19 protein-coding genes are annotated in these 19,754 nt (G+C 71.4%); 8 read left to right on the top strand and 11 right to left on the bottom strand.

Annotated features, from left to right (window positions below; all coding sequences use genetic code 11):
* Positions 1-33 precede the first annotated feature (33 nt).
* The 4 genes from ACWF79_RS22340 to ACWF79_RS22325 are packed head-to-tail and all read left to right on the top strand — an operon-like array spanning position 34 to position 3,727.
* The gene (locus ACWF79_RS22340; RefSeq protein ID WP_453729882.1) at positions 34-1,140 is read left to right on the top strand and encodes an ABC transporter substrate-binding protein; all 1,107 of its coding nucleotides are present in this window, start codon (positions 34-36) and stop codon (positions 1,138-1,140) included.
* A gap of 43 nt (positions 1,141-1,183) precedes the next feature.
* The gene (locus ACWF79_RS22335; protein ID WP_453729881.1) at positions 1,184-1,978 is read left to right on the top strand and encodes an ABC transporter ATP-binding protein; all 795 of its coding nucleotides are present in this window, start codon (positions 1,184-1,186) and stop codon (positions 1,976-1,978) included.
* Positions 1,965-2,843: an ABC transporter permease gene (locus ACWF79_RS22330; RefSeq protein ID WP_453729880.1), complete on the top strand. Its 879-nt coding sequence runs from the start codon at positions 1,965-1,967 to the stop codon at positions 2,841-2,843. Before ACWF79_RS22335 ends, ACWF79_RS22330 begins: the two co-directional genes overlap by 14 nt.
* A gap of 8 nt (positions 2,844-2,851) precedes the next feature.
* The gene (locus ACWF79_RS22325) at positions 2,852-3,727 is read left to right on the top strand and encodes a sirohydrochlorin chelatase (protein WP_453729879.1); all 876 of its coding nucleotides are present in this window, start codon (positions 2,852-2,854) and stop codon (positions 3,725-3,727) included.
* On the opposite strand, the gene ACWF79_RS22320 is transcribed toward ACWF79_RS22325, so the two are convergent.
* Positions 3,724-4,827, bottom strand: a complete 1,104-nt coding sequence (locus tag ACWF79_RS22320; RefSeq protein WP_453729878.1) for a hypothetical protein — start codon at positions 4,825-4,827, stop codon at positions 3,724-3,726. The two genes, ACWF79_RS22325 and ACWF79_RS22320, sit on opposite strands and share 4 nt — an antisense overlap.
* A gap of 128 nt (positions 4,828-4,955) precedes the next feature.
* On the opposite strand from ACWF79_RS22320, the gene ACWF79_RS22315 reads away from it, so the two are divergent.
* Positions 4,956-5,501 carry a hypothetical protein gene (locus ACWF79_RS22315; protein ID WP_453729877.1) on the top strand — a complete coding sequence of 182 codons (546 nt, stop codon included), beginning with the start codon at positions 4,956-4,958 and terminating at the stop codon, positions 5,499-5,501.
* A gap of 9 nt (positions 5,502-5,510) precedes the next feature.
* Here ACWF79_RS22315 and ACWF79_RS22310 read toward each other — a convergent pair whose 3' ends face one another.
* Positions 5,511-6,083, bottom strand: coding sequence for a TIGR03086 family metal-binding protein (locus ACWF79_RS22310; protein ID WP_453729876.1), 573 nt, complete (start codon positions 6,081-6,083; stop codon positions 5,511-5,513).
* Between the two features lie 72 nt (positions 6,084-6,155).
* Between ACWF79_RS22310 and ACWF79_RS22305 the strand changes: the two genes are divergently transcribed.
* Positions 6,156-7,007 (top strand): aldo/keto reductase, encoded by an 852-nt coding sequence (locus tag ACWF79_RS22305; RefSeq protein ID WP_453729875.1) that lies wholly within the window; start codon positions 6,156-6,158, stop codon positions 7,005-7,007.
* Here ACWF79_RS22305 and helR read toward each other — a convergent pair.
* The 7 genes from helR to ACWF79_RS22270 form a co-directional block, all read right to left on the bottom strand.
* Positions 7,004-9,154: an RNA polymerase recycling motor ATPase HelR gene (helR, locus tag ACWF79_RS22300; RefSeq protein WP_453729921.1), complete on the bottom strand. Its 2,151-nt coding sequence runs from the start codon at positions 9,152-9,154 to the stop codon at positions 7,004-7,006. The two genes, ACWF79_RS22305 and helR, sit on opposite strands and share 4 nt — an antisense overlap.
* Positions 9,155-9,290: 136 nt before the next feature.
* Positions 9,291-9,845: a DUF1697 domain-containing protein gene (locus tag ACWF79_RS22295; protein WP_453729874.1), complete on the bottom strand. Its 555-nt coding sequence runs from the start codon at positions 9,843-9,845 to the stop codon at positions 9,291-9,293.
* Between the two features lie 71 nt (positions 9,846-9,916).
* Positions 9,917-11,119, bottom strand: coding sequence for a S8 family peptidase (locus tag ACWF79_RS22290; protein WP_453729873.1), 1,203 nt, complete (start codon positions 11,117-11,119; stop codon positions 9,917-9,919).
* A 224-nt stretch (positions 11,120-11,343) separates the two neighbouring features.
* Positions 11,344-12,540, bottom strand: a complete 1,197-nt coding sequence (gene mgt, locus ACWF79_RS22285; protein ID WP_453729872.1) for a macrolide-inactivating glycosyltransferase — start codon at positions 12,538-12,540, stop codon at positions 11,344-11,346.
* A 79-nt stretch (positions 12,541-12,619) separates the two neighbouring features.
* Complete coding sequence (locus ACWF79_RS22280; protein WP_453729871.1) at positions 12,620-13,912, bottom strand: ABC transporter substrate-binding protein; 1,293 nt, start codon at positions 13,910-13,912, stop codon at positions 12,620-12,622.
* Positions 13,912-14,754, bottom strand: coding sequence for a carbohydrate ABC transporter permease (locus ACWF79_RS22275; protein WP_453729870.1), 843 nt, complete (start codon positions 14,752-14,754; stop codon positions 13,912-13,914). Before ACWF79_RS22275 ends, ACWF79_RS22280 begins: the two co-directional genes overlap by 1 nt.
* On the bottom strand, positions 14,751-15,680 hold the full coding sequence (locus ACWF79_RS22270; RefSeq protein WP_453729869.1) for a carbohydrate ABC transporter permease: 930 nt from the start codon (positions 15,678-15,680) through the stop codon (positions 14,751-14,753). Before ACWF79_RS22270 ends, ACWF79_RS22275 begins: the two co-directional genes overlap by 4 nt.
* A 149-nt stretch (positions 15,681-15,829) precedes the next feature.
* On the opposite strand from ACWF79_RS22270, the gene ACWF79_RS22265 reads away from it, so the two are divergent.
* Together ACWF79_RS22265 and ACWF79_RS22260 are read left to right on the top strand one after the other, a co-directional pair.
* Positions 15,830-16,693 (top strand): phosphotransferase enzyme family protein, encoded by an 864-nt coding sequence (locus tag ACWF79_RS22265; protein WP_453729868.1) that lies wholly within the window; start codon positions 15,830-15,832, stop codon positions 16,691-16,693.
* 53 nt (positions 16,694-16,746) lie between these two features.
* Complete coding sequence (locus ACWF79_RS22260) at positions 16,747-17,577, top strand: alpha/beta fold hydrolase (protein ID WP_453729867.1); 831 nt, start codon at positions 16,747-16,749, stop codon at positions 17,575-17,577.
* Between the two features lie 36 nt (positions 17,578-17,613).
* Here the strand turns inward: ACWF79_RS22260 and ACWF79_RS22255 are convergent, their stop codons facing one another.
* Positions 17,614-18,336, bottom strand: a complete 723-nt coding sequence (locus ACWF79_RS22255) for an exonuclease domain-containing protein (protein WP_453729866.1) — start codon at positions 18,334-18,336, stop codon at positions 17,614-17,616.
* A gap of 86 nt (positions 18,337-18,422) precedes the next feature.
* Positions 18,423-19,673 carry an SAV2148 family HEPN domain-containing protein gene (locus ACWF79_RS22250; RefSeq protein ID WP_453729865.1) on the bottom strand — a complete coding sequence of 417 codons (1,251 nt, stop codon included), beginning with the start codon at positions 19,671-19,673 and terminating at the stop codon, positions 18,423-18,425.
* Between the last annotated feature and the right edge of the window lie 81 nt (positions 19,674-19,754).

Raw genomic sequence — 19,754 nt, 5'->3', positions numbered from 1 at the left:
AAATCTTCGAAGACCCTGAGGGGAACCACCTCCGTGCCTGCCTTCCGTCCCACTCCGCGCCGCTCGATCGCCGCTCTCGCGGCGCTGCCGCTGCTGATCGGCGCGCTCGCCTCGTGCGGGTACGGGTCCCAGGCGAAGAGCGACGAGCGGAAGGTGGTCCCGGCGGGCGCGAAGCTCTCGGCGGAGTCGGTCCGGGTGGGCTACTTCCCGAACCTGACCCACGCCACCGCCCTGGTGGGCGACCAGGAGGGCATCCTCCAGAAGGAGCTCGGCGGCACGGAGCTGAAGGTCTCCACCTTCAATGCCGGCCCCTCGGAGATCGAGGCACTGAACGCCGACTCGATCGACATCGGGTTCATCGGCCCCTCCCCCGCGATCAACGGCTACGCCAAGTCCAAGGGCAAGAACCTGCGCATCATCGCCGGTTCCGCCTCCGGCGGCGTCAAGCTCGTGGTCAACCCGGCCAAGATCAAGACCCTGGACGACGTCAAGGGCAAGCGGATCGCGACCCCCCAACTCGGCAACACCCAGGACGTCGCCTTCCTCAACTGGATCTCGGAGAAGGGCTGGAAGGTCGACCCCCAAAGCGGCAAGGGCGACGTCTCCGTCCTCCGCACGGACAACAAGGTCACCCCCGACGCCTACAAGACCGGCGCCATCGACGGCGCCTGGGTCCCCGAGCCCACCGCCTCCAAGCTGGTCAGCGAAGGCGCCAAGGTCCTCCTCGACGAGTCCACCCTCTGGCCCGACAACAAGTTCGTCATCACGAACATCATCGTGTCCCAGAAGTTCCTCACCCAGCACCCCGACGTCGTCGAGGCCGTCCTCCGCGGCTCACTGAAGACGAACCAGTGGATCAACGCCAACCCCGACAAGGCCAAGGCCTCCGCCAACACCAAACTCAAGGAACTCACCGGCAAGCCGCTGGGCGCCAAGGTGATCAACGGCGCGTGGCCGTCGATTCAGTTCACGGACGACCCGCTGGCGGCGACCCTCCAGGCGCAGGCCGGCCACGCGGTGAAGGCCGGTCTCCTCAAGCAGCCCGACCTGAACGGCATCTACGACCTGGGGCCCCTCAACAGGGTCCTGAAGGCAGCGGGCCGACCCGCGGCCTCCGACGCCGGTCTCGGCGCCAAGTAACCGCACATCAGCCCGAGTTCAGGATTCCCAGGAGGTGACGACCATGGCCACGACCGCGACGCTCGCCAAGGCCGAGGACCGTGCGGCGGTGACGCACGCCGCCCGGCTCGAACATGTCTCGAAGTCCTTCGGCGGACCCGCCGGGGGACAGCTCGTCCTTGACGACATCTCGCTCGATGTCGCCCCGGGTGAGTTCGTCACCCTGCTCGGCGCCTCCGGCTGCGGAAAGTCCACGCTGCTCAACCTGGTCGCCGGGCTCGACCGGCCCTCGGCCGGGTCCATCGAGACCCCCGGCGGCCGGCCGGCCCTGATGTTCCAGGAGCACGCCCTCTTCCCGTGGCTGACCGCGGGCAAGAACATCGAACTCGCCCTGCGGCTGCGCGGGGTGCCGAAGTCCGAGCGGCGCGGCGAGGCGGAGCGTCTGCTCGACCTCGTGCGGCTCGGGGGCTCGTACCGCAAGCGGGTGCACGAGCTGTCCGGCGGCATGCGCCAGCGTGTCGCGCTGGCCCGGGCGCTCGCCCAGGACAGTGACCTGCTGCTGATGGACGAGCCGTTCGCGGCGCTCGACGCCATCACCCGGGACGTGCTGCACGACGAGCTGACCCGGATCTGGCGCGAGACGAACCTCTCGGTGCTGTTCGTGACCCACAACGTGCGCGAGGCCGTGCGGCTGGCCGAGCGCGTGGTGCTGCTGTCGTCCCGGCCGGGGCGGATCGCCCGGGAGTGGACCATCGACATCCCGCAGCCGCGCCGTATCGAGGACGCCGCCGTGGCGGAGCTGTCCGTCGAGATCACCGAAGAACTGCGTGGGGAGATCCGCCGTCATGGCCAGCACTGAGACAAAGACGGACGACCTGGCGGGTCTGGAGGCAGGACTCGACGCGCTGGACGCGGTGCAGGTGCGCCGCACGCCGGTGCGCGAGGTCCTGGTCAAGAAGGTCCTGCCGCCGGTCGTGGCCGTGCTGCTCGTCCTCGCGGTCTGGCAGCTGCTCGTCACGGCCGAGGTCACCGACGAGTCCAAGCTGCCCGCGCCGCTGGCGGTCTGGGACAGCCTGAAGACCATGTGGCTGGAGGGCACGCTCCTCGGCGTCCTCTGGACGAGCGTGTCGCGCGCCCTGCTGGGCTTCCTGATGGCGCTCGCCATCGGTACGCCGCTGGGCCTGCTGGTCGCCCGGGTGCGGTTCGTGCGCGCGGCGATCGGGCCGGTGCTCGCGGGTCTCCAGTCGCTGCCCTCGGTGGCGTGGGTGGCCCCGGCGGTGCTGTGGATCGGCCTCAACGACTCGATGATGTACGCGGTGATCCTGCTGGGCGCCGTGCCGTCGATCGCGAACGGCCTGGTGGCCGGCGTCGACCAGGTCCCGCCGCTCTTCCTGCGGGCCGGGCGGACGCTCGGCGCGACCGGTCTGCGGGGCGCCTGGCACATCGTGATGCCGGCCGCGCTGCCGGGCTATCTCGCGGGTCTGAAGCAGGGCTGGGCGTTCTCGTGGCGGTCGCTGATGGCTGCCGAGATCATCGCGTCCTCGCCCGATCTGGGCCTGGGGCTCGGCCAGTTGCTGGAGAACGGCCGGAACAACTTCGACATGCCGGGGATCTTCCTCGCGATCATCCTGATCCTGCTCGTCGGTGTCGCCATCGACCTGCTGATCTTCAGCCCGCTGGAGCGCGCCGTGCTGCGCGGCCGCGGTCTGCTGGTGAAGGGCTGAGTCGCGCCATGTCCGAGGTCCTTCTCGTCGTCGCCCACGGCAGCCGCGATCCGCGGCACGCCGCGACCGTCCACGCGCTGGTGCGGCGGGTCAGGTCGCTGCGGCCGGGGCTCCGCGTGGAGACGGCGTTCCTGGACTTCAACCTGCCGTCCGTCCCGGGCACGCTCGACCGCCTCGCGGCCGAGGGCGTACGGGACGTGGTGGCCCTGCCGCTGCTCCTGACCCGCGCCTTCCACGCGAAGGCCGACATCCCGTCCGCCCTGCGCCAGGCCCCGTCGAGCCTCCGCGTCCGCCAGGCGGATGTCCTCGGCCCGTCGCCCCTGCTGATCGCGGCGGTGGAGCAACGCCTGTACGAGGCCGGCCTCACACCCGCCGACAGGTCGACGTCCGGGGTCGTCCTGGCCTCGGCGGGTTCCACGGACCCGGAGGCGATCGCAGCGATCGCAACTGTGTCCGCCCGGGGGACAACCCCCGGACCCCCGGCAGCAACCACCGCGTGGCGCCGGGCGGTCGACGAGATGAAGCGCTCGACCGGGGTCGTCCTGGCCTCGGCGGGTTCCACAGACCCGGAGGCGATCGCAGCGATCGCAGAAACGGCGCGGGAGCTGCGGCGCACCGGTTGGTGCTCCGTGCGGCCTGCGTTCGCCTCCGCATCTCTCCCGAGGACCGAGGACGCGGTCCGGGCGATGCGCGCCGACGGCGTGCGGCGGGTGGCGGTGGCCCCCTACGTGATCGCCCCCGGCCGCCTCCCGGACCGCATCGCCGCGGGCGCGGTGGAGGCCGACGTCCTGGCGGACGTCCTCGGCCCCTCCGAGGAGCTGGCCCGGCTCCTGATCCAGCGGTACGACGAGTGCCGCGCCGCCGAGCGCGTGGCCGTCGCCTAAGGGGCATCCCGCAGGGTCGGTCGTAGCGTGAGTGCCGCCGCGACTCCCGCCACCAAGCCCCACGTCAGGGCTGCCGGGACGCCGTTGCCGAGGGTGGCGGACAGGTGGAGGAGACCCCAGCGGAGGCCCGTGCCGTCCGTCGCGATCCGCAGGAGCTGGCTCGCGAGCAGCCCGAGGACGGTCGCGCAGACCGCGCCGGCCGCCATGGCCGGGACCGTGACCCGGGTGAGCAGTCCGGGCAGGACGCGCAGCGCCCACCACACCACGGCGAGCAGCAGCACGTCGGCGGCGCGGTACAGCAGCCAGGCGCCCATCGAGCCGCCGGCCGGCCCCGCCCAGGCGCCCAGGAGCAGCCATTGGCGCAGCAGATCACCGGGTTCGGCGAGTGGGCCGCCGTCCGGCGAGAAGGTCTGGATCGTCGCGGCGACGGGGTGGTACGAGAGGACCACGAGAGAGAAGGCGACGACGGCGGTCCCCGCGGTGGCCGCCAGGCGGGCGGCGCGCGCCGGGACGGTCCGCCTCGGCCGCGGCTCGGCGCCCTTCACGGCGGCCCACGCGACGAGCACGGTCACGGCCGCCGTGAGGAGCGCGGTGAGGACGAGGACCTGCCGTCCGGAGGCGATCACGCTCGCCAGGTTGGGCAGGAAGCGGTAACTGCCGCGTCCCTGCGCCGCGATGACCCACGGCGCGGAGACGGCCACCGCGAGCGTTCCGGCCACGAGCCCCCAGGCCCAGACGCCGAGCAGCGTGGCCGGCATCCGGCCCGCCACGGGCGGCAGCCGCCGGATCAGCAGCAGCGCCCCGGGCACGAAGAAGGCGAAGACCGCCCCGAACCGGATCTGCATGCCGGTCGTGTGGAGCGAGAGGTAGCGGCTGGTGTCGGTCAAGGCGGTGTCCCCGGTGCCCGGCCCGTACGAGGCCGGCGGGTCGTACGCCCAGGGGGCGAGCCAGCGGTCCAGCTCGGCGGTGGCCGGACCACCGATCGTGCCGGTGGCACCCGGCAGGTGCAGCGCCTGCGCGCTCGCCCCCGCCCACCACAGCAACGCCGTGAGCAACAGCCCTCCGGCCACTGCCGGTATCACCGCTCTCCGGTATGTCATGTGTCCCCCCGTGATCGCTCCTGATCACAAGGAGGCTACGGCGTACCGATCACGTCCATGTCACGCCGGGCACACGCCTAGGCTCCAGGAGCGCGACGATCGAGAACGGCAGAGGGCGGATCAGAGGCATGAGCGTGACGGAACATCAGGAAGAGGACGCGAGCCGGCAGGCCCGCCCCCGGCGTTGGCCCGCCCTGCTCGGAATCGTCCTGTTGGTGCTCGCGGTGCCGGTCGGGGGCCTTGCCTGGCTGTTCCAGGACGAACTCTTCCATCCGTTCGGCGACGTCCGGGCCTGCGAGGGGAGCGAGCGAGCTCTGCCCGCCGTGATCATCGCCGGGGGTACGCCCCTTCCGGCCGACGCCTCGGACGTCCACTACGTCACCCGGGGCGGCCAGGCTCAGGTCTCCTTCCTGAGCGACCGGATGCCGGAGTACCTCGTCGGTGCCGACCTCCACCCGGAGGGCACACCGTTCTTCGACAAGAGGAACGGCGGCCAGTACGGATTGGGTGACGGCGAGCCCGAACTCCCGCAGGGTCTGTGCGGTTCGCCGCTGCGCGGACCCCTCTGGTCGTACGGCAAGGAGTCGGTCGGTGTGCTCGTCGAACGCTCCCCGCTCGTCCCCGACGCCTTCCCGAGCCCGGCTCGCGCCGTCATCACCTACCCGTTGCCCTGACAGGCGCGCTCAGGCGCGCGGGTCGCGGCCGCTCGTGGCGAGGGCTCGTTCGAAGTCGGTCGCGTTCTCCGGTACGGCGACAGGGGCGGCGAAGCCCTCGTACTGGCGGTAGACCTCGGCGTGTTCCTCGACGACCGCGAGGAGGAACGTGCCCGTCTCGGCGGGGACGGTGAGGCATTGGCCGGTGGAACGGGCCAGGTCCCAGCCGTGCAGGGCGAGTTCCTTGACGATCAGGGAGGCGATGTCAGGGGCCGGCATGGTCACGTAGCCGGTGTCCACGTCTCCCTCCCAGACGTCCGGCTTCTCCCAGGCGGCGAGCGCGCGGTCCAGCTGGGCCGCGTACTGCTCCGCCCAGTCGACGTCGGTGGTGAAGTCCCGTTCGACGGTGGACTCGGGCAGCTGCTCGCGCCGGGCGCGGTGCTCCAGGCCGTGGGAGGAGTAGAGGACGAGGTGGTTGACGAGTTCGCGTACGGTCCAGTCGGCGCAGACGGACGGCCGGTCGAGCTGCTCGGCGGTGACGCCACGGGCGACACGGGCGGCCTCGGCGGCGCAGACGGTGAGGTGGGTGTGGATGGCGTTCATGACGCCGAGGCTACGAAGCGCCCGGCCGCCCGGTCTTGAAGAATCGCGACAGGCTTGATGTAGCGTCCATCCATGATCTCGAACACGTACGCGATCGGCGGGGAGCTGCTGGTACGGCGCCTCGGTTACGGCACCGCCCAGCTGACCGGCCCGGGTTACTGGGGGCCGCGCGGTGAGCGGGGCGACGCCGTCGCCGTCCTGCGGCGGGCCGTGGAGCGCGGGGTCACGCTGATCGACACCGCCGACAACTACGGCCCCGACCTCGCCGAAGAGCTGGTCGCCGAGGCGCTGCACCCGTACCGGGACGACCTCGTGGTCGCCACCAAGGGCGGGGTCGTACGGACCGGCGGCAGCGCCTGGCACATCGAGGGGCGGCCGGAGCGGCTGCGCGCGATGTGCGAGGCGAGCCTGCGGCGGCTGCGGACCGACCGGATCGACGTCTACCAGTTGCACCGGCTCGACCCGGACGTCCCGATGGCGGAGCAGCTCGGCGCGCTGGACGAGCTGCGCGCCGAGGGGAAGATCCGCCACATCGGTCTGGACTCGGTGACGGCCGAGCAGCTGACGGAGGCACTGACCCTGACGTCCTCGATCGTGTCGGTGCAGAACCGTTTCAACCTGCTCGACCGGACGTCGGCGGACGTTCTGGAGCTCTGCGCCGCGCACGGTCTGGCGTTCCTGCCCTGGTTCCCGTTGGCCAACGGCGCCTTGGCCGACGGGGCGGCGGACACTCTCGACGCGGTGGCGGGCCGGCACGGAGCGAGCCGGGGCCAGATCGCCCTGGCCTGGCTGCTCCACCACTCCCCCGTCCTGCTGCCCACCCCCGGCACCGGCTCCCTCGCGCACCTGGAGGAGAACCTGCGCGCGGCCGAGCTGCGCCTCGACGCCTCCGACCTCGCCCTCCTGGACGCGCTCACCCGTTAACTCCTCAGGACGACGAGCCGCTGGGTCGCCCGGGTCATCGCGACGTAGCGGTCGACCGCGCCCTCGACGCCGTCGCCGAACGCCTCCGGGTCGACGACCACGACCAGGTCGAACTCGAGCCCCTTGGACAGGCCGGGCGTCAGCGACCGCACGCGGGAGGTCTCCTCGAAGGAGGGATCGCCGATGACGCAGGCGACCCCGTCGGTGTGGGCGGCGAGCCAGTCGTCGAGGATCGCGTCCCGGTCCGCGACCGAGCCGTGGAGGACGGGGATGCCGTTGCTGCGGATGGAGGTCGGCACGTTGGCGTCCGGGATCGCGGCCAGGATGGCCGGCGCGGCCTCCGCCATGACCTCTTCCGGCGTCCGGTAGTTGATGGAGAGCGTGGCCACCTCGATCCGGTCGAGCCCGACCCGCTTGAGCCGCTCCTCCCACGACTCGGTGAACCCGTGCCGGGTCTGGGCGCGGTCGCCGACGATGGTGAAGCTCCGGGACGGGCAGCGCAGCAGCAGCATCTGCCACTCGGCGTCGGTCAGCTCCTGCGCCTCGTCGACGACGACGTGCGCGAACGGCCCGTCGAGCAGCTCGCGCTCCGTACCGGGCAGCGCGTCCTCGTCGATCAGGCTGTCCTGCAGGTCCCGCCCGTGCAGCATCGTCACCGCGCCCTCGCCGTCGGCGTCGGCCGCGATGACGTTCGCGATGACACCGGCCATGCGCTCGCGTTCGGCGGCCACGGAGGCCTCGCGCCGGCGCTTGCGCAGGGACGCCTTCGGGTCGCCGAGCCGCTGCCGGGCCGCGTCCAGGAGGGGCAGGTCGGAGACCGTCCAGGCCTGGGGCGCGTGCTTGCGCTGCAACGCGCGCACCTCGTCGGGGCCGAGCCAGGGCGCGCACATCCGCAGGTAGGCGGGGACCGACCAGAGGTCGCCGACCAGGTCGGCGGCGTCGATCATCGGCCACGCGCGGTCGAGGGTCTCGACCAGCTCCTCGTCATGGAGCAGCGACGTGCGGAACTGCTGCTCGGACGGGACGTCACCGCTGTGCTTGTCCAGCAGGATCGTGACCAGTTCCTCCCAGATCTCCTCGCGCGCCTCGTTGTGCGGGGTGCTCGGGCCGGGCGCGCGGAACGCCTCGGCCCAGTCGTCGGCGGTCAGCCGGACCTCGGACCAGGGGGTCGTGACGGTCATGCCCTGGGTGGGCGGCTCCTCGTAGAAGCGGACGGCCTTCTCGATGGCCCGCACCATGTCGGCGGACGACTTCAGGCGTGCCACCTCCGGGTCGCTCTCGGGCGCCGCCTTGGCCCCCTCGGGGAGGAGGTCGCGCAGGGTGCAGGTCTGTACGCCCTCCTCGCCGAGGCTGGGCAGGACGTCCTCGACGTAGTTCAGGTAGGGCTGGTGCGGGCCGACGAACAGCACACCACCACGTCGGTGGCCGAGGCGCGGGTCGGAGTAGAGGAGGTACGCCGAGCGGTGCAGGGCGACGACCGTCTTGCCCGTGCCCGGGCCGCCGTCCACGACGAGGGCGCCCCGGGAACCGGCGCGGATGATGGCGTCCTGGTCGGCCTGGATGGTGGAGAGCACGTCACGCATCCGGGACGACCGTTCGGCGCCCAGGCTGGCGACGAAGGCGGAGTGGTCGTCGAGCGCCACGTGGCCCTCGCGCCCCTCGGCGGTGAAGACCTCGTCCCAGTAGTCGCTGATCCGGCCACGGGTCCAGCGGTACCGGCGGCGGCTGGCCAGGCCCATCGGGTGGGCGTGGGTGGCCGCGAAGAACGGCTCGGCGGCGGGGGAACGCCAGTCGAGCAGCAGCCGGCGGCCCGTGCTGTCCGTGAGGCCGAGGCGGCCGATGTAGACGGGCTCGGGGCTGTCGGCGAGGACGACGTGCCCGAGGCACAGGTCCAGGCCGAACCGGCGCAGGGTGCGCAGGCGGGCGGTGAGCCGGTGGATCTCCGCGTCCCGGTCCATCGCCTCGCGGCCGACGCCGCCGGGCGCCTTGCGCGCGGCGTCGAGCTGCTCGGACAGCTCGGCGATCGTCCGGTCGAGGCAGTCCGCGACGGCCGCGAAGTGCTGTTCGTCGCCGGCGATCAGGGCCGGGTCGGCCTTGGAGGACAGTCGGTCGGAAAGGTCGAACGCGCTGGTGGTCAGGGGGTTCATCTCCTCGGTGGTTTCCACGGATTGGGGCCAAGGCCTGAGATTCTGCGCCACCACCGGGGCCTTGCCGCAAGCCCCCCCATACGCTATAAGTTAAGAGTGGAAAGGAGTGGGTGCACCTCCTTCTCCTCTCAGCGACCTAGCCTCGGGTCATCTCCACCAGCTTCAGCACGGTGTTCCAGTTGCGTGACGTCGCGACGACGCCCTTGAAGAGAGCGGGCCGGGCGAGCGCCTCCCCCAGCTTGGACCGGCCCAGACCCCACGGCGCATAGAGATAGAGCACGCGGTCGCCGAGCCTGAACTCCTCCGGGAGGAAGGCGTCCTGGTCGACGGAGGCGAGCCGCTCGGGCCCGACGGGCTCGGAGAAGAACGTCGCGTGGAGCTGCTTGCCCTGCAGTTCGGCGGCCGGGAACGGACAGGCGTCGGCGACCGCGGCGAGGTAGGCGGCGTCCCTGACGAGGCAGTCGACGCGGAAGCCGAAGTGCTTCTCGATGGCGTCCTGGAGCGCGGTGGTCAACTCCGCGTCGTTCGGCCCGTCGGCGTCGGTGGTGAAGACGGCGTTGCCGCTCTGCAGATAGGTCCGGACGTCACGGTGCCCGAGCTCCTCCAGTACGGAACGGAGCTCCGCCATCGGGACCTTGCGGTGGCCGCCCACGTTGATCCCGCGCAGGAGCGCGGCGTACGTCGTCGTCATGGGCACACCATAAGGCGGCCGCCGTGCCCAGTGGGGGAGGGCACGGCGGCCGCCGGTTCAGCGGGGGCCGGCTACTCGACGATCTTCAGCAGCTTGTTGGCGGTGCCCCCGGACGGGTTGCTGATCTTGTCCGGGGTGGCCCCGGCAACCAGCGCCTCGGCGACCTTGTCCGGCGTGGCGTCCTTGTGTGCCGCGAGGTAGACGGCCGCGGCGCCGACCACGTGCGGGGTGGCCATGGACGTACCGGAGATGGTCTTGGTGCCCTCGTCGCTGTCGTTCCACGTCGAGGTGATCTCCGAGCCCGGGGCGTAGAGGTCCACCACGGAGCCGAAGTTGGAGAAGCTGGACTGCTGGTCGTCCTCGGTGGAGGAGGCGACGGTGATCGCCTCCTGGACCCGGGACGGGGAGCCCGCGCCGGCGTCCGAGGACTCGTTGCCGGCGGCGACACCGAAGGTGACTCCGGCGGCGATGGCCTTCTTGACGGCCTCGTCGAGGGCCGGGTCGGCACCTCCGCCGAGGCTCATGTTGGCGACGGACGGGCCCTGGTGGTTCTTGGTGACCCAGTCGATGCCCGCGACGACCTGCTCGGTGGTGCCGGAGCCGTTGTCGTCGAGGACGCGGACGGCGACGATCTTCGCCTTCTTGGCGACGCCGTGCGCTGCGCCGGCGATGGTGCCCGCGACGTGGGTGCCGTGGCCGTTGCCGTCGGAGGCGTCGTCGTCGTTGTCGACGGCGTCGAAGCCGGAGGTGGCCCGGCCCTCGAAGTCCTTGTGCGTGGTGCGGACTCCGGTGTCGATGACGTAGGCCGTGACGCCCTCGCCGCCACCGTCCGGGTAGGTGTACTTCTTGTCGCCGGCGGTCTCGGCCTGGTCGACCCGGTCCAGGCCCCAGGACGGCGGGTTCTCCTGGGTGGCGTTGATGGAGAACTTCTTGTTCTGGACGACCTTGGCGACGGCCGGGTCGGCGGCGAGGCGCTTGGCCTCGGTCTCCGAAAGGCCGTTCACCGAGAAGCCGTTGACGGCGGAGTCGTAGCTACGGCGCAGGGTGCCGCCGTACTCCTTCGCCAGATCGCCCTTGTCGGCCTTCTCGTCCAGCAGAACGATGTAGCTGCCTGCGACGGCGCCTTCGACGCCGAGTCCGTGGACCGTTCCGAGGGCGGGCGTGGGGGCCGCGCCGGCGAACGGGCTTGTGAGGACGGTGACTCCGGCTGCGGCTGCTATCGCGGTCGAGACGGCGATGAGCTTGGTCCGGCGGACACGCTTGTGTATTGCCATGAAGAGGGGTCTCCTCGTCAGGATTTGTGGGGGGTTGAGCCACCGGAAGGAAGTTCTCCGGCGACTGCTTCGAAAACCCTTGCTCATTGACGAGTGCAAATCAAGACCTTCACGCGCCTGTGACTTAAGCAACAAGGTTTCGTAATAATAAAATCGACGTTCCCGCCCAACTCAGGCACACGACAAAGCCCCCGGGTTCACCCGGGGGCCATCTCGTCGTGAAATCAGCGCAGTTCGGCCTCGATGAGGTCCGCCGCCCGGTGTGTACCGCCCTCGCGCGCCATCCGCTCCTGGGCCTCCTTGGCGCGGATCGCCACCTCGGGGTCACCGGCGAGGGTGAGCACGGCCTCGCGCAGCCCCTCGGCGGTGACCTCGTCCATGTCCATCCGGCGGGCCACGCCGAGGGACTGGAGCATGTCCGCGTTGCCGAACTGGTCGGTCGCCAGCGGGACCGCGACCATCGGGGTCGCGGTGGCGAGCCCCTCCTGGCTGCCGCCGGCGCCGGCATGGGTGATGAAGGCGTCCGCCTGCTTCAGGATGGCCAACTGGGGCACCCAGGAGTGCACTTCGACGTTGGCCGGAATCTCACCCAGCTCCGAGGGGTCCACGAAGGCGCCGATCTGGAGCACCACGTGCCAGCCGGGCAGGTCACCGAAGGCGGCCACGCACGTCCTGTAGAAGTCCGGCAGCTTGGTGAAGGCCGAGCCCATCGAGACGAGCAGCACCTTCTCGGCCCCTGCGGGGCGGTGCCACTCCCCCTGGTCCGCCCGCTCGCCCTGGCAGGCGCCGACGAAGGTGAAGACGGACTCGTCGACCCGGTCGGCGTTCGGCTGGAGGGCGTTCGGGATGAGGACGATCGCACGGCGGGGCCGGGCGACGAGGCGGTCCGGGTGGGTGTCCACGCCGTGCTCGGCGAGCCAGTTCTCGAAGCGGGCGTAGTACGCCTTCCCCCGTTCGGAGGCCTTGAGTTCGCGGAACATGGGCTCGGCAACCTCCTCCTCGTACCCCTGCCAGGGAACGAGATTCGGCCAGAGTCCGACGGCGGGGACGCCCCACCGGTGTGCGAGGACCGGCGCGGGGTAGGCGGTGATGTCGTGCAGGACGAGGTCCGGCCGGTCGCCTTCGAAGGCTTCGGCGAGCTGGGGCAGTGCCTGGATCGCGTCGGCGAGGAACGGTTCGATGTGGTCGATCAGCTCGGTCCCCCAGGCGTCCGGGTCGTCGTCGGTGGGGAGCGTGGAGGTGTAGATGACGGGAGTGGCGCCGGTCGCGGCGACCTTCTCCGCGAAGGAGGCGGGGATGGCGTAGCTGACGCGGTGGCCCCGGTCGACGAGCTCGCGAATCACTTCGAGGCTCGGGTTCACGTGTCCGTGGGCGGCGATGGAGAACATGGCGAGGTGAGCGGGGCGCGGCGTGGTGGTCATGCGCCCACAGTAAGCGAGACGAGACGTCTCGTCCAGTCTATTGAAAGTGGCGGGCCGCGGGCGGCAAGAGAGGGGACCATCAGCGTTGGTAGCGGGCGAGGACGAGGTTGCCGTCCTTCTCCAGGCGCCTGCGCAGCTCCGCCGCGTCGATCGCCCCGCTGTAGTACTCCTGATAGGCCGGGGTCGCGACCTTGTCCTTCCACTCCGGATAGCCGCGGACGGACTGCGCGGGCGCGGAGCGCAGGTGCGCGGCCACTGCGGCGCCGGTCGCCCAGCCGTCCTTCGCGGTGCGCAGGGACGGGTCCGCGAGCGCGGCCGTCCCCGTGGGGAGCATCCAGTCACCGCGCGCGAGGCGGACCATGTTGGCCGGCTGGAGGAAGAAGTCGAGGAACTGCGCCGCCTCCTTCTTGTGCCGGCTGTCCTCGGCGACCGAGAGCGTCTGCGGGCTGACCCCCTGGGCGAGCCCGTCCTCCCCGGCGGGCGCGGGCAGGACGATCCACTCGAAGCCCTTCGGCGCCTGCTGGTTGATCTGCTGGCGGTACGAGAAGCCGAGCGGGACCATCGCGTACTTGCCGCCGAAGAAGCCCGGGAGGGCGTCCGAGCCGCCGGTGCCGAGGGTGGAACGCGAGGCGCTCCGGTCGGTGTTGACCTGGTCGTGGACGGTGCCGGGCACGACGCCGTCCTGCTCGGTGAAGCGGATCGTCACCTTCCCGTCGGGTTCCCGGTGGAAGAGCTGTCCGCCGGCCGAGAGCCCCAGGTTGAGGCTGACCGAGACCGGTTCCTTGAGCGGCCAGGCGATCGCGTACCTCCCCTGGCCCATCGTCGCCGTCAGCTCCTTGGTGATCTGCCGGAACTCCGGCCAGCTCCAGGGCTTCTCGGGGGTCGGGAGGCGGACCCCGGAGGACTCCAGGATCTGCTTGTTCGCCATGATCACGCGCGGCTCCTGGAGGAACGGCACGCCGTAGATCCCGCCGCCGAAGGTCGTGGTCTCCCAGCTGCGGGCGGGGATGTCGGCCTTGAGCCGCTCGGGCAGGAGGCCGGTCAGATCGGCGAGGTAGCCGCCGTAGGCGAAGTCGGCCAGGTCGTCGGAGGCGTCGTGGATGATGTCGGGGGCCTCACCGCCCTCGAAGGAGGTGAGGAGCTGGTCGTGGACGGAGTCCCAGCTGCCCTGGACGTAGTCGACCTGGACGTCGGGGTGGGTGGCGTTCCACTCCGCGACCAGTTCCTTGTTGGCGTCGACGGACTCCTTCTGCCAGGCCAGGGACTGGAAGCGGAGCCGTACCGGGCCGCCGTCGGATGCGTCCCCCGCCGAGCAGCCGGTGAGGAGCAGCGCCAGCGCGGCGGCGGTCGCCGCCAGCCTCCGTACCCGCATCAGGACTTCACCGCCCCGGCCAGCATCCCGCCCGTGATGCGCTTCTGGATGATCGCGAAGACGACGAGCGAGGGGATCGTGGCCAGGAACGCGGCGGCGGCCAGCGGTCCGAGGTCGGCGACGCCCTCCGCGCCGAGGAAGTGGGTGAGGACGACCGGCAAGGTCTGCTTCTCCGGGGTCTTGAGCAGGACGAGCGCGAAGAAGAACTCGTTCCATGCGGTGATGAAGGCGAAGAGCGCCGTGGCGACGATGCCGGGAGCGAGCAGCGGGGCGGTGACCGAGACGAGCGTACGGAGCTTGCCGGCGCCGTCGACGGCCGCGGCCTCCTCCAGCTCGGCCGGGACGGCCCGTACGTACCCCACCAGCATCCAGAGCGCGAACGGCAGCGACCAGACGACGTACACCAGGACGAGGCCGACGAGGCTGTTGATGAGGTGCAGGTTCTTGAGGACGAGGAAGAGCGGGATGATCACGAGCACGAAGGGGAACGCCTGGCTGATCACGACCCAGCCGGTGGCGGCCGTGGAGAGCCTGCTGCGGTGGCGGGCCATCACATAGGCCATGGGCGTGGCGACGACGACGGCGATCAGGGCCGCCGCGAGCGCGGCGATCAGGCTGTTCCCGGCGGCCTGGTGCAGCGGCTGCTCGTCGAACGCCTGCCGGAAGTTGGCGAGGGTCGGGTCCTTGGGGATCCAGGTCGGGTGGAGCGAGCCGAGTTCGGTCGCCGGTTTGAAGGCGGTGGAGATCAGCCAGAGGAACGGGAAGGCGAGGAAGACCAAGTACGCGAGGAGCGCGAGGTACTGGCCCCATCGCGCGGGCCTGCTGGTGCGGAAGGTGCTCACCGGTCCTGGTCCCCCTTCAGCCGTCCGACGAGATGGAGGGCGAGGAGTACGGAGATGACGGCGACCATGACGCAGCCCATGGCGGCGGCGTAGCCGAACTGTCCGTAGCGGAAGGCCTCTTCGTAGGCGAAGAGCATGGGCAGCCGGGTGCGGCCGCCCGGGCCGCCGTTGGTCAGGACGTAGACCAGGGCGAAAGAGTTGAAGTTCCAGATGAAGTTGAGGGCCGTGATGGCGAGGGCCACCGGCTTGAGGGCGGGCCAGGTCACCGTGCGGAAGCGGCGCCAGGCGCCCGCGCCGTCGAGGGCGGCGGCCTCGTGGAGTTCGTGCGGGGTGTTCTGGAGGCCGGCGAGCAGGGCGACCGTGGTCTGGGGCATGCCCGCCCAGATGCCGACGAGGATGACGGCGGGCAGGGCGGTGGCGAGCCCGGTGAGCCAGTCGTGTCCGTCGCCGAGGCCCAGGTCGCGGAGGGTCTCGTTGAGGATGCCCGCGTCCGGGTTGTAGACGAGGCGCCACATGATGCCGACGACGACCTCGGGCATGGCCCACGGGATGATCGCGAGCGCCCGGGCCAGCCAGCGGAAGCGGAGCTTCTCGTTGAGCAGCAGCGCGAGGCCGAGGGCGAGGAGGAACTGGGGCACGGTGACGCCGACGGCCCAGACGAGGCCGATCCGGAACGAGTCCCAGAACAGGGTGTCGTGCAGCAGGTCCTGGAAGTTGAGGGTGCCGACCCACTGGGTGGGCCGGGTGCGGCCGGACTGGGAGTCGGTGAACGCGAGCGCGATGCCGTAGAGGAGCGGGCCGACGCTCAGGACCAGGATGGGCAGGAGTGCGGGCAGCACCAGGAACCAGGCGCCGTGGTCCCCCACGGGACCGGGTCTCCTGCCGGCGGCCGTCGTCCCGCCGGACCGCTTCGTTGCGGTCGCCACTCCCACAGATCGACCCCTTATGCACCTTTTACGACTTTACCCCCGGCCTCCGTCATGGTCCTGACGGGCCGTCGGTTCGTCAAGACAACCTGCATGGGTGCGAGACTTTGGCTGATTCGTACAGGCATCGGGGCAGCGGGGAGAGACGGATGGACGAGGCGCGGGCACGGGAGATCCTGGCCGCCACGGGGGCGCCGACCCGCGAGCCCGGGGCGCGGCTGCTCGCGCTCGGGGAGAACGCGGTCTTCGCCGTGGGCGATCTCGTGGTGAAGATCGGCCGGGACGCGGAGCTCCTCCCCCGCGCCGAGCGGGAACTCGCGCTCGCGGCCTGGCTGACGGAGACCGGCATCCCGGCCGTACGGGCGGCGGAGCCCAAGCCGCGCCTGGTGGACGGACACCCGGTCACCCTCTGGCACAGGCTGCCCGAGCCGGTACGGCCTGCCGAGCCCCGCGATCTGGCGCCCCTCCTGCGGCGGATCCACGCCCTGCCCGAGCCGGAGGGCTTCACGCTGCCGCGCCGCGAGCTCCTCGGCGGGGTCGAGCGGTGGCTGCGGCTCGCGGGCGACGCCATTGACCCGGCCGACGCCGCCTTCCTGCGCGAGCGGCGCGACGCCTTCGCCCCGGCGGCCGCCGACCTCACCCCGCGCCTCGCCCCCGGCCCGATCCACGGTGACGCCCTCCCCCGTAACGTCCATGTCGGTCCCGAGGGACCGGTTCTGGTCGACCTGGAGACCTTCTCCTCCGATCTGCGGGAGCACGATCTGGTCGTTCTCGCCCTCTCCCGCGACCGGTACGGACTGGACCCCGCCGCCTACGACGCCTTCGCCGAGGCGTACGGCTGGGACGTCCGGGAGTGGGACGGGTGCGCGGTGCTGCGCGGGGCGCGGGAGACCGCGAGCTGCGCGTGGGTGGCCCAGCACGCGCCGACGAACCCCCAGGCCCTGGCCGAATTCGAGCGGAGGGTGGCCTCGCTGCGGGAGGGTGATGCCACGGTGCGGTGGTACCCCTTCTGACATCAGGTCGGGGCGGCCCGGACCCATTTCCCACTCACGAACGGGGTGTTGTGATGCGCGTGGAACTGTCCGAGGTGACGCTCGACGTCGAGGTGAGCGGAGACGGCCCGGCCGTCCTGCTGGTGCACGGCTTCCCCGACAGCCACCATCTCTGGCGCCACCAGGTTCCGGCGCTGACCGCGGCCGGGTACACATGCGTCGCTCCCACCCTGCGGGGCTTCGGCGCCTCCGGCCGGCCGGAGGGCGGCATCGAGGCGTACCACCCGGCCAAGCACGTCGGCGACCTGATCGAACTCCTGGCGCGCCTGGAGATCGACCACGTCCATCTCGTCGGGCACGACTGGGGCTCGGGCATCGTCCAGGGCCTGGCCCAGGTGGCGCCCGAGCGGGTGGCGTCCCTGAGCATCCTGTCCGTGGGCCATCTGGCGTCGATCCGCGACGCGGGCTTCGAGCAGAAGCAGCGGTCCTGGTACATGATCCTGTTCCAGTTCCCGGGGCTCGCGGAGGACTGGCTCGCGCGGGACGACTTCGCCAACCTCCGGGAGATGCTGGGCGAGCACCCGGACGCGGACGCGATCATCGAGCCGTTGCGGGCGCCGGGCGCGCTGACGGCCGCGGTGAACATCTACCGGGCCGGTCTCCCCGCCGAGGTGCAGTTCGGCCCCGCCCTGCCCCTCCCGCCGCTGCGGGGTCCGGTCCTGGGTGTCTGGTCGACCGGCGACCGCTTCCTGACCGAGCAGTCCATGACCGGCACCGGCAAGCACGTGGACGGCACCTGGCGCTACGAGCGCGTGGAGAACGCCGGCCACTGGCTCCAGCTGGACCAGCCGGAGCGGATCAACACGCTGCTCCTGGACTTCCTGGCGGAGAACCCGATCGGCTGACCACGACCGCGCGCGCCAGGCCGGGTCGGGGGTCCGTCAGCCGCCCACCGAGGCGAGCTCCCGCAGCGGCCACGACGGGTCGACGACCGCATCCGGGCTGCCCTTGCGGCGCAGGAACTCCTGGAAGTCCTCGGCCCACGCGCGGTACCAGTCGATCTGACGCCCGTGCAGCTCGGCCGGGGTCAGCTCGGCGACGGCCGCGTGCCGTTCGGCTATCGCGACGGCGACCCGCACGGCGGCCTCCGCGTCGGCGGCCGCCTGATGGGCCGCTTCGAGGACGACGCCGTACTCCGCGCAGACCGCCTCCAGCGTCCGCTTGCCTCTGCGATACCGGTCGACGGCCCGGTCGATGGTGTACGGGTCGACGACCGGGCCTATCGGGGCGCCGCCAAGCCGCTCGCTCAACGAGGGAAGCCCATGGCGCCGCAGCTCGGCGGAGAGGAGCGTGAGGTCGAACGAGGCGTTGTACGCCACGATCGGGACGCCCTGGTTCCAGTACCCCGTGAGGGTCTCGGCGATCTCGTCGGCCACCTCGACGACCGGTCGCCCCTCGGCGGCCGCCCGCTCGCTGCTGATGCCGTGGATCGCGGACGCCTGCGCCGGGATGCGGATGCCGGGGTCGGCGAGCCAGTCCCGCTGCCGCACCACCCGTCCGCGGTGGACGCCGACGATCGAGGCCGTCACGATCCGCGCCTCCAGCGGTTCCGTACCGGTCGTCTCCAGGTCGAATCCGACCAGCGGTTCCCCGTGCCAAGCCATCGGGCCTCCTTACGTGATCTCCCCCGTGGTGCTGAACACCCTCGCACGCGCCACTGACAACGGGCCGCGCGGGCGGCCCCCTGGCCTCAGGAGACCGGGCGCGAGTCGAGCCAGACCGACTCGAACTCCTCGCGATATGTAGAGAAAAGTCCGTATTCGCCGTCGCGCCCCTGTTGTCCGGAACGGACCAGGTTCCGGCCTCCCCCGCGCAGCACGAGCACCGGCGCCTCCATCCCCCGCGCCTTCCGCAGGTACGACTGGATCACGGCGACCCCGTCCGGCCCGTCCCCGTCCACCAGGTACGCCGTGAAGCGCGGGGTCTCGTCGAAGACATGGATCTGGAAGGCACCCGGGTCGCGCAGTCGGGACCGCACCCGCCGCATGTGGAGGATGTTCATCTCCACCGAGCGGCTCAGCTCGCCCTTCTTCAGCCCGAGTTCGCGCTCGCGCCGCTTGACGGCGCTGCTCGCCGGGTTCAGGAACAGCAGGCGTATGCGACAGCCCGACTCGGCGAGCCGCACGAGGCGCCGCCCGGAGAAGTTCTGCACGAGGAGGTTCAGGCCTATGCCCGTGGCGTCGAGGCGGCGGGCTCCGCCGAAGAGGTCCTCGGCCGGAAGCTGGCGCTGCAGCCGCACCCGGTCGGGGTGGACGGAGACCACGTCCGCGTACCGGTCGCCGACCAGGTCCTCGACCGCGTCGACCGGCAGCCGGTCGGCGGACGGCACGCCCGCCCCGCTGCCGAGGATCTCCAGGAGCCGGGCGGAGGCCCGTTCGGACTGGGCGAGGACGGTGAGCGAGAGGGCGCGGTTGCGGGAGACGACGTTCCGCGTCACCTCCAGCTCGTCCAGGGCGAGCTCGACCTCGCGCCGGTCGTCGAAGTACGGCTCGAAGCACGGCCAGTGCTGCACCATCAGCTCCCGCAGCTGCGGGAGCGTGAGGAAGCTGAGGACGTTGTCGTCGGCCGGGTCCAGGAGGTAGCCCTTGCGCCGCGAGACCTCGCGGACGGCGACGGCGCGCTGCACCCACTCCTGACCGGCGGGCCCGGCGGCGGCCACCACCCACTCCTCGCCGTGCACCGGTTCGTACACCGGGCGCAGCACGGCGGCCACCACCGCACGGAGCCGCTGCTCGACGAGATTCAGCCAGATATAGGCCCGTCCGGCGCGCTGGGCGCGGGTCCGCACCTCGCTCCAGGCCTCGGCGCCCCAGTCGAGCTCCGCCCCGATCTCCATCGGCCTGGCGACGGAGACCGCTCCGGGCGGTACGTCCACGGGGTCGGGCGAGCCCCCCTCGTGACCCGCGTCACCTGGGGGCAGCTCCAGACCTCCCGAGCTCACCCGCGCACCGCCTTCTGCTCCTGGACGCCCGATCCGACCATCTGTCAACGATCAAGGAAGGGTACTCCGCGAGCGGGAGGC

This window comes from Streptomyces sp. NPDC054975, from assembly GCF_053609105.1.
The sequence above is the reverse complement of the archived record's forward strand: the minus strand, read 5'-3'. Positions and strand labels throughout refer to the sequence as shown.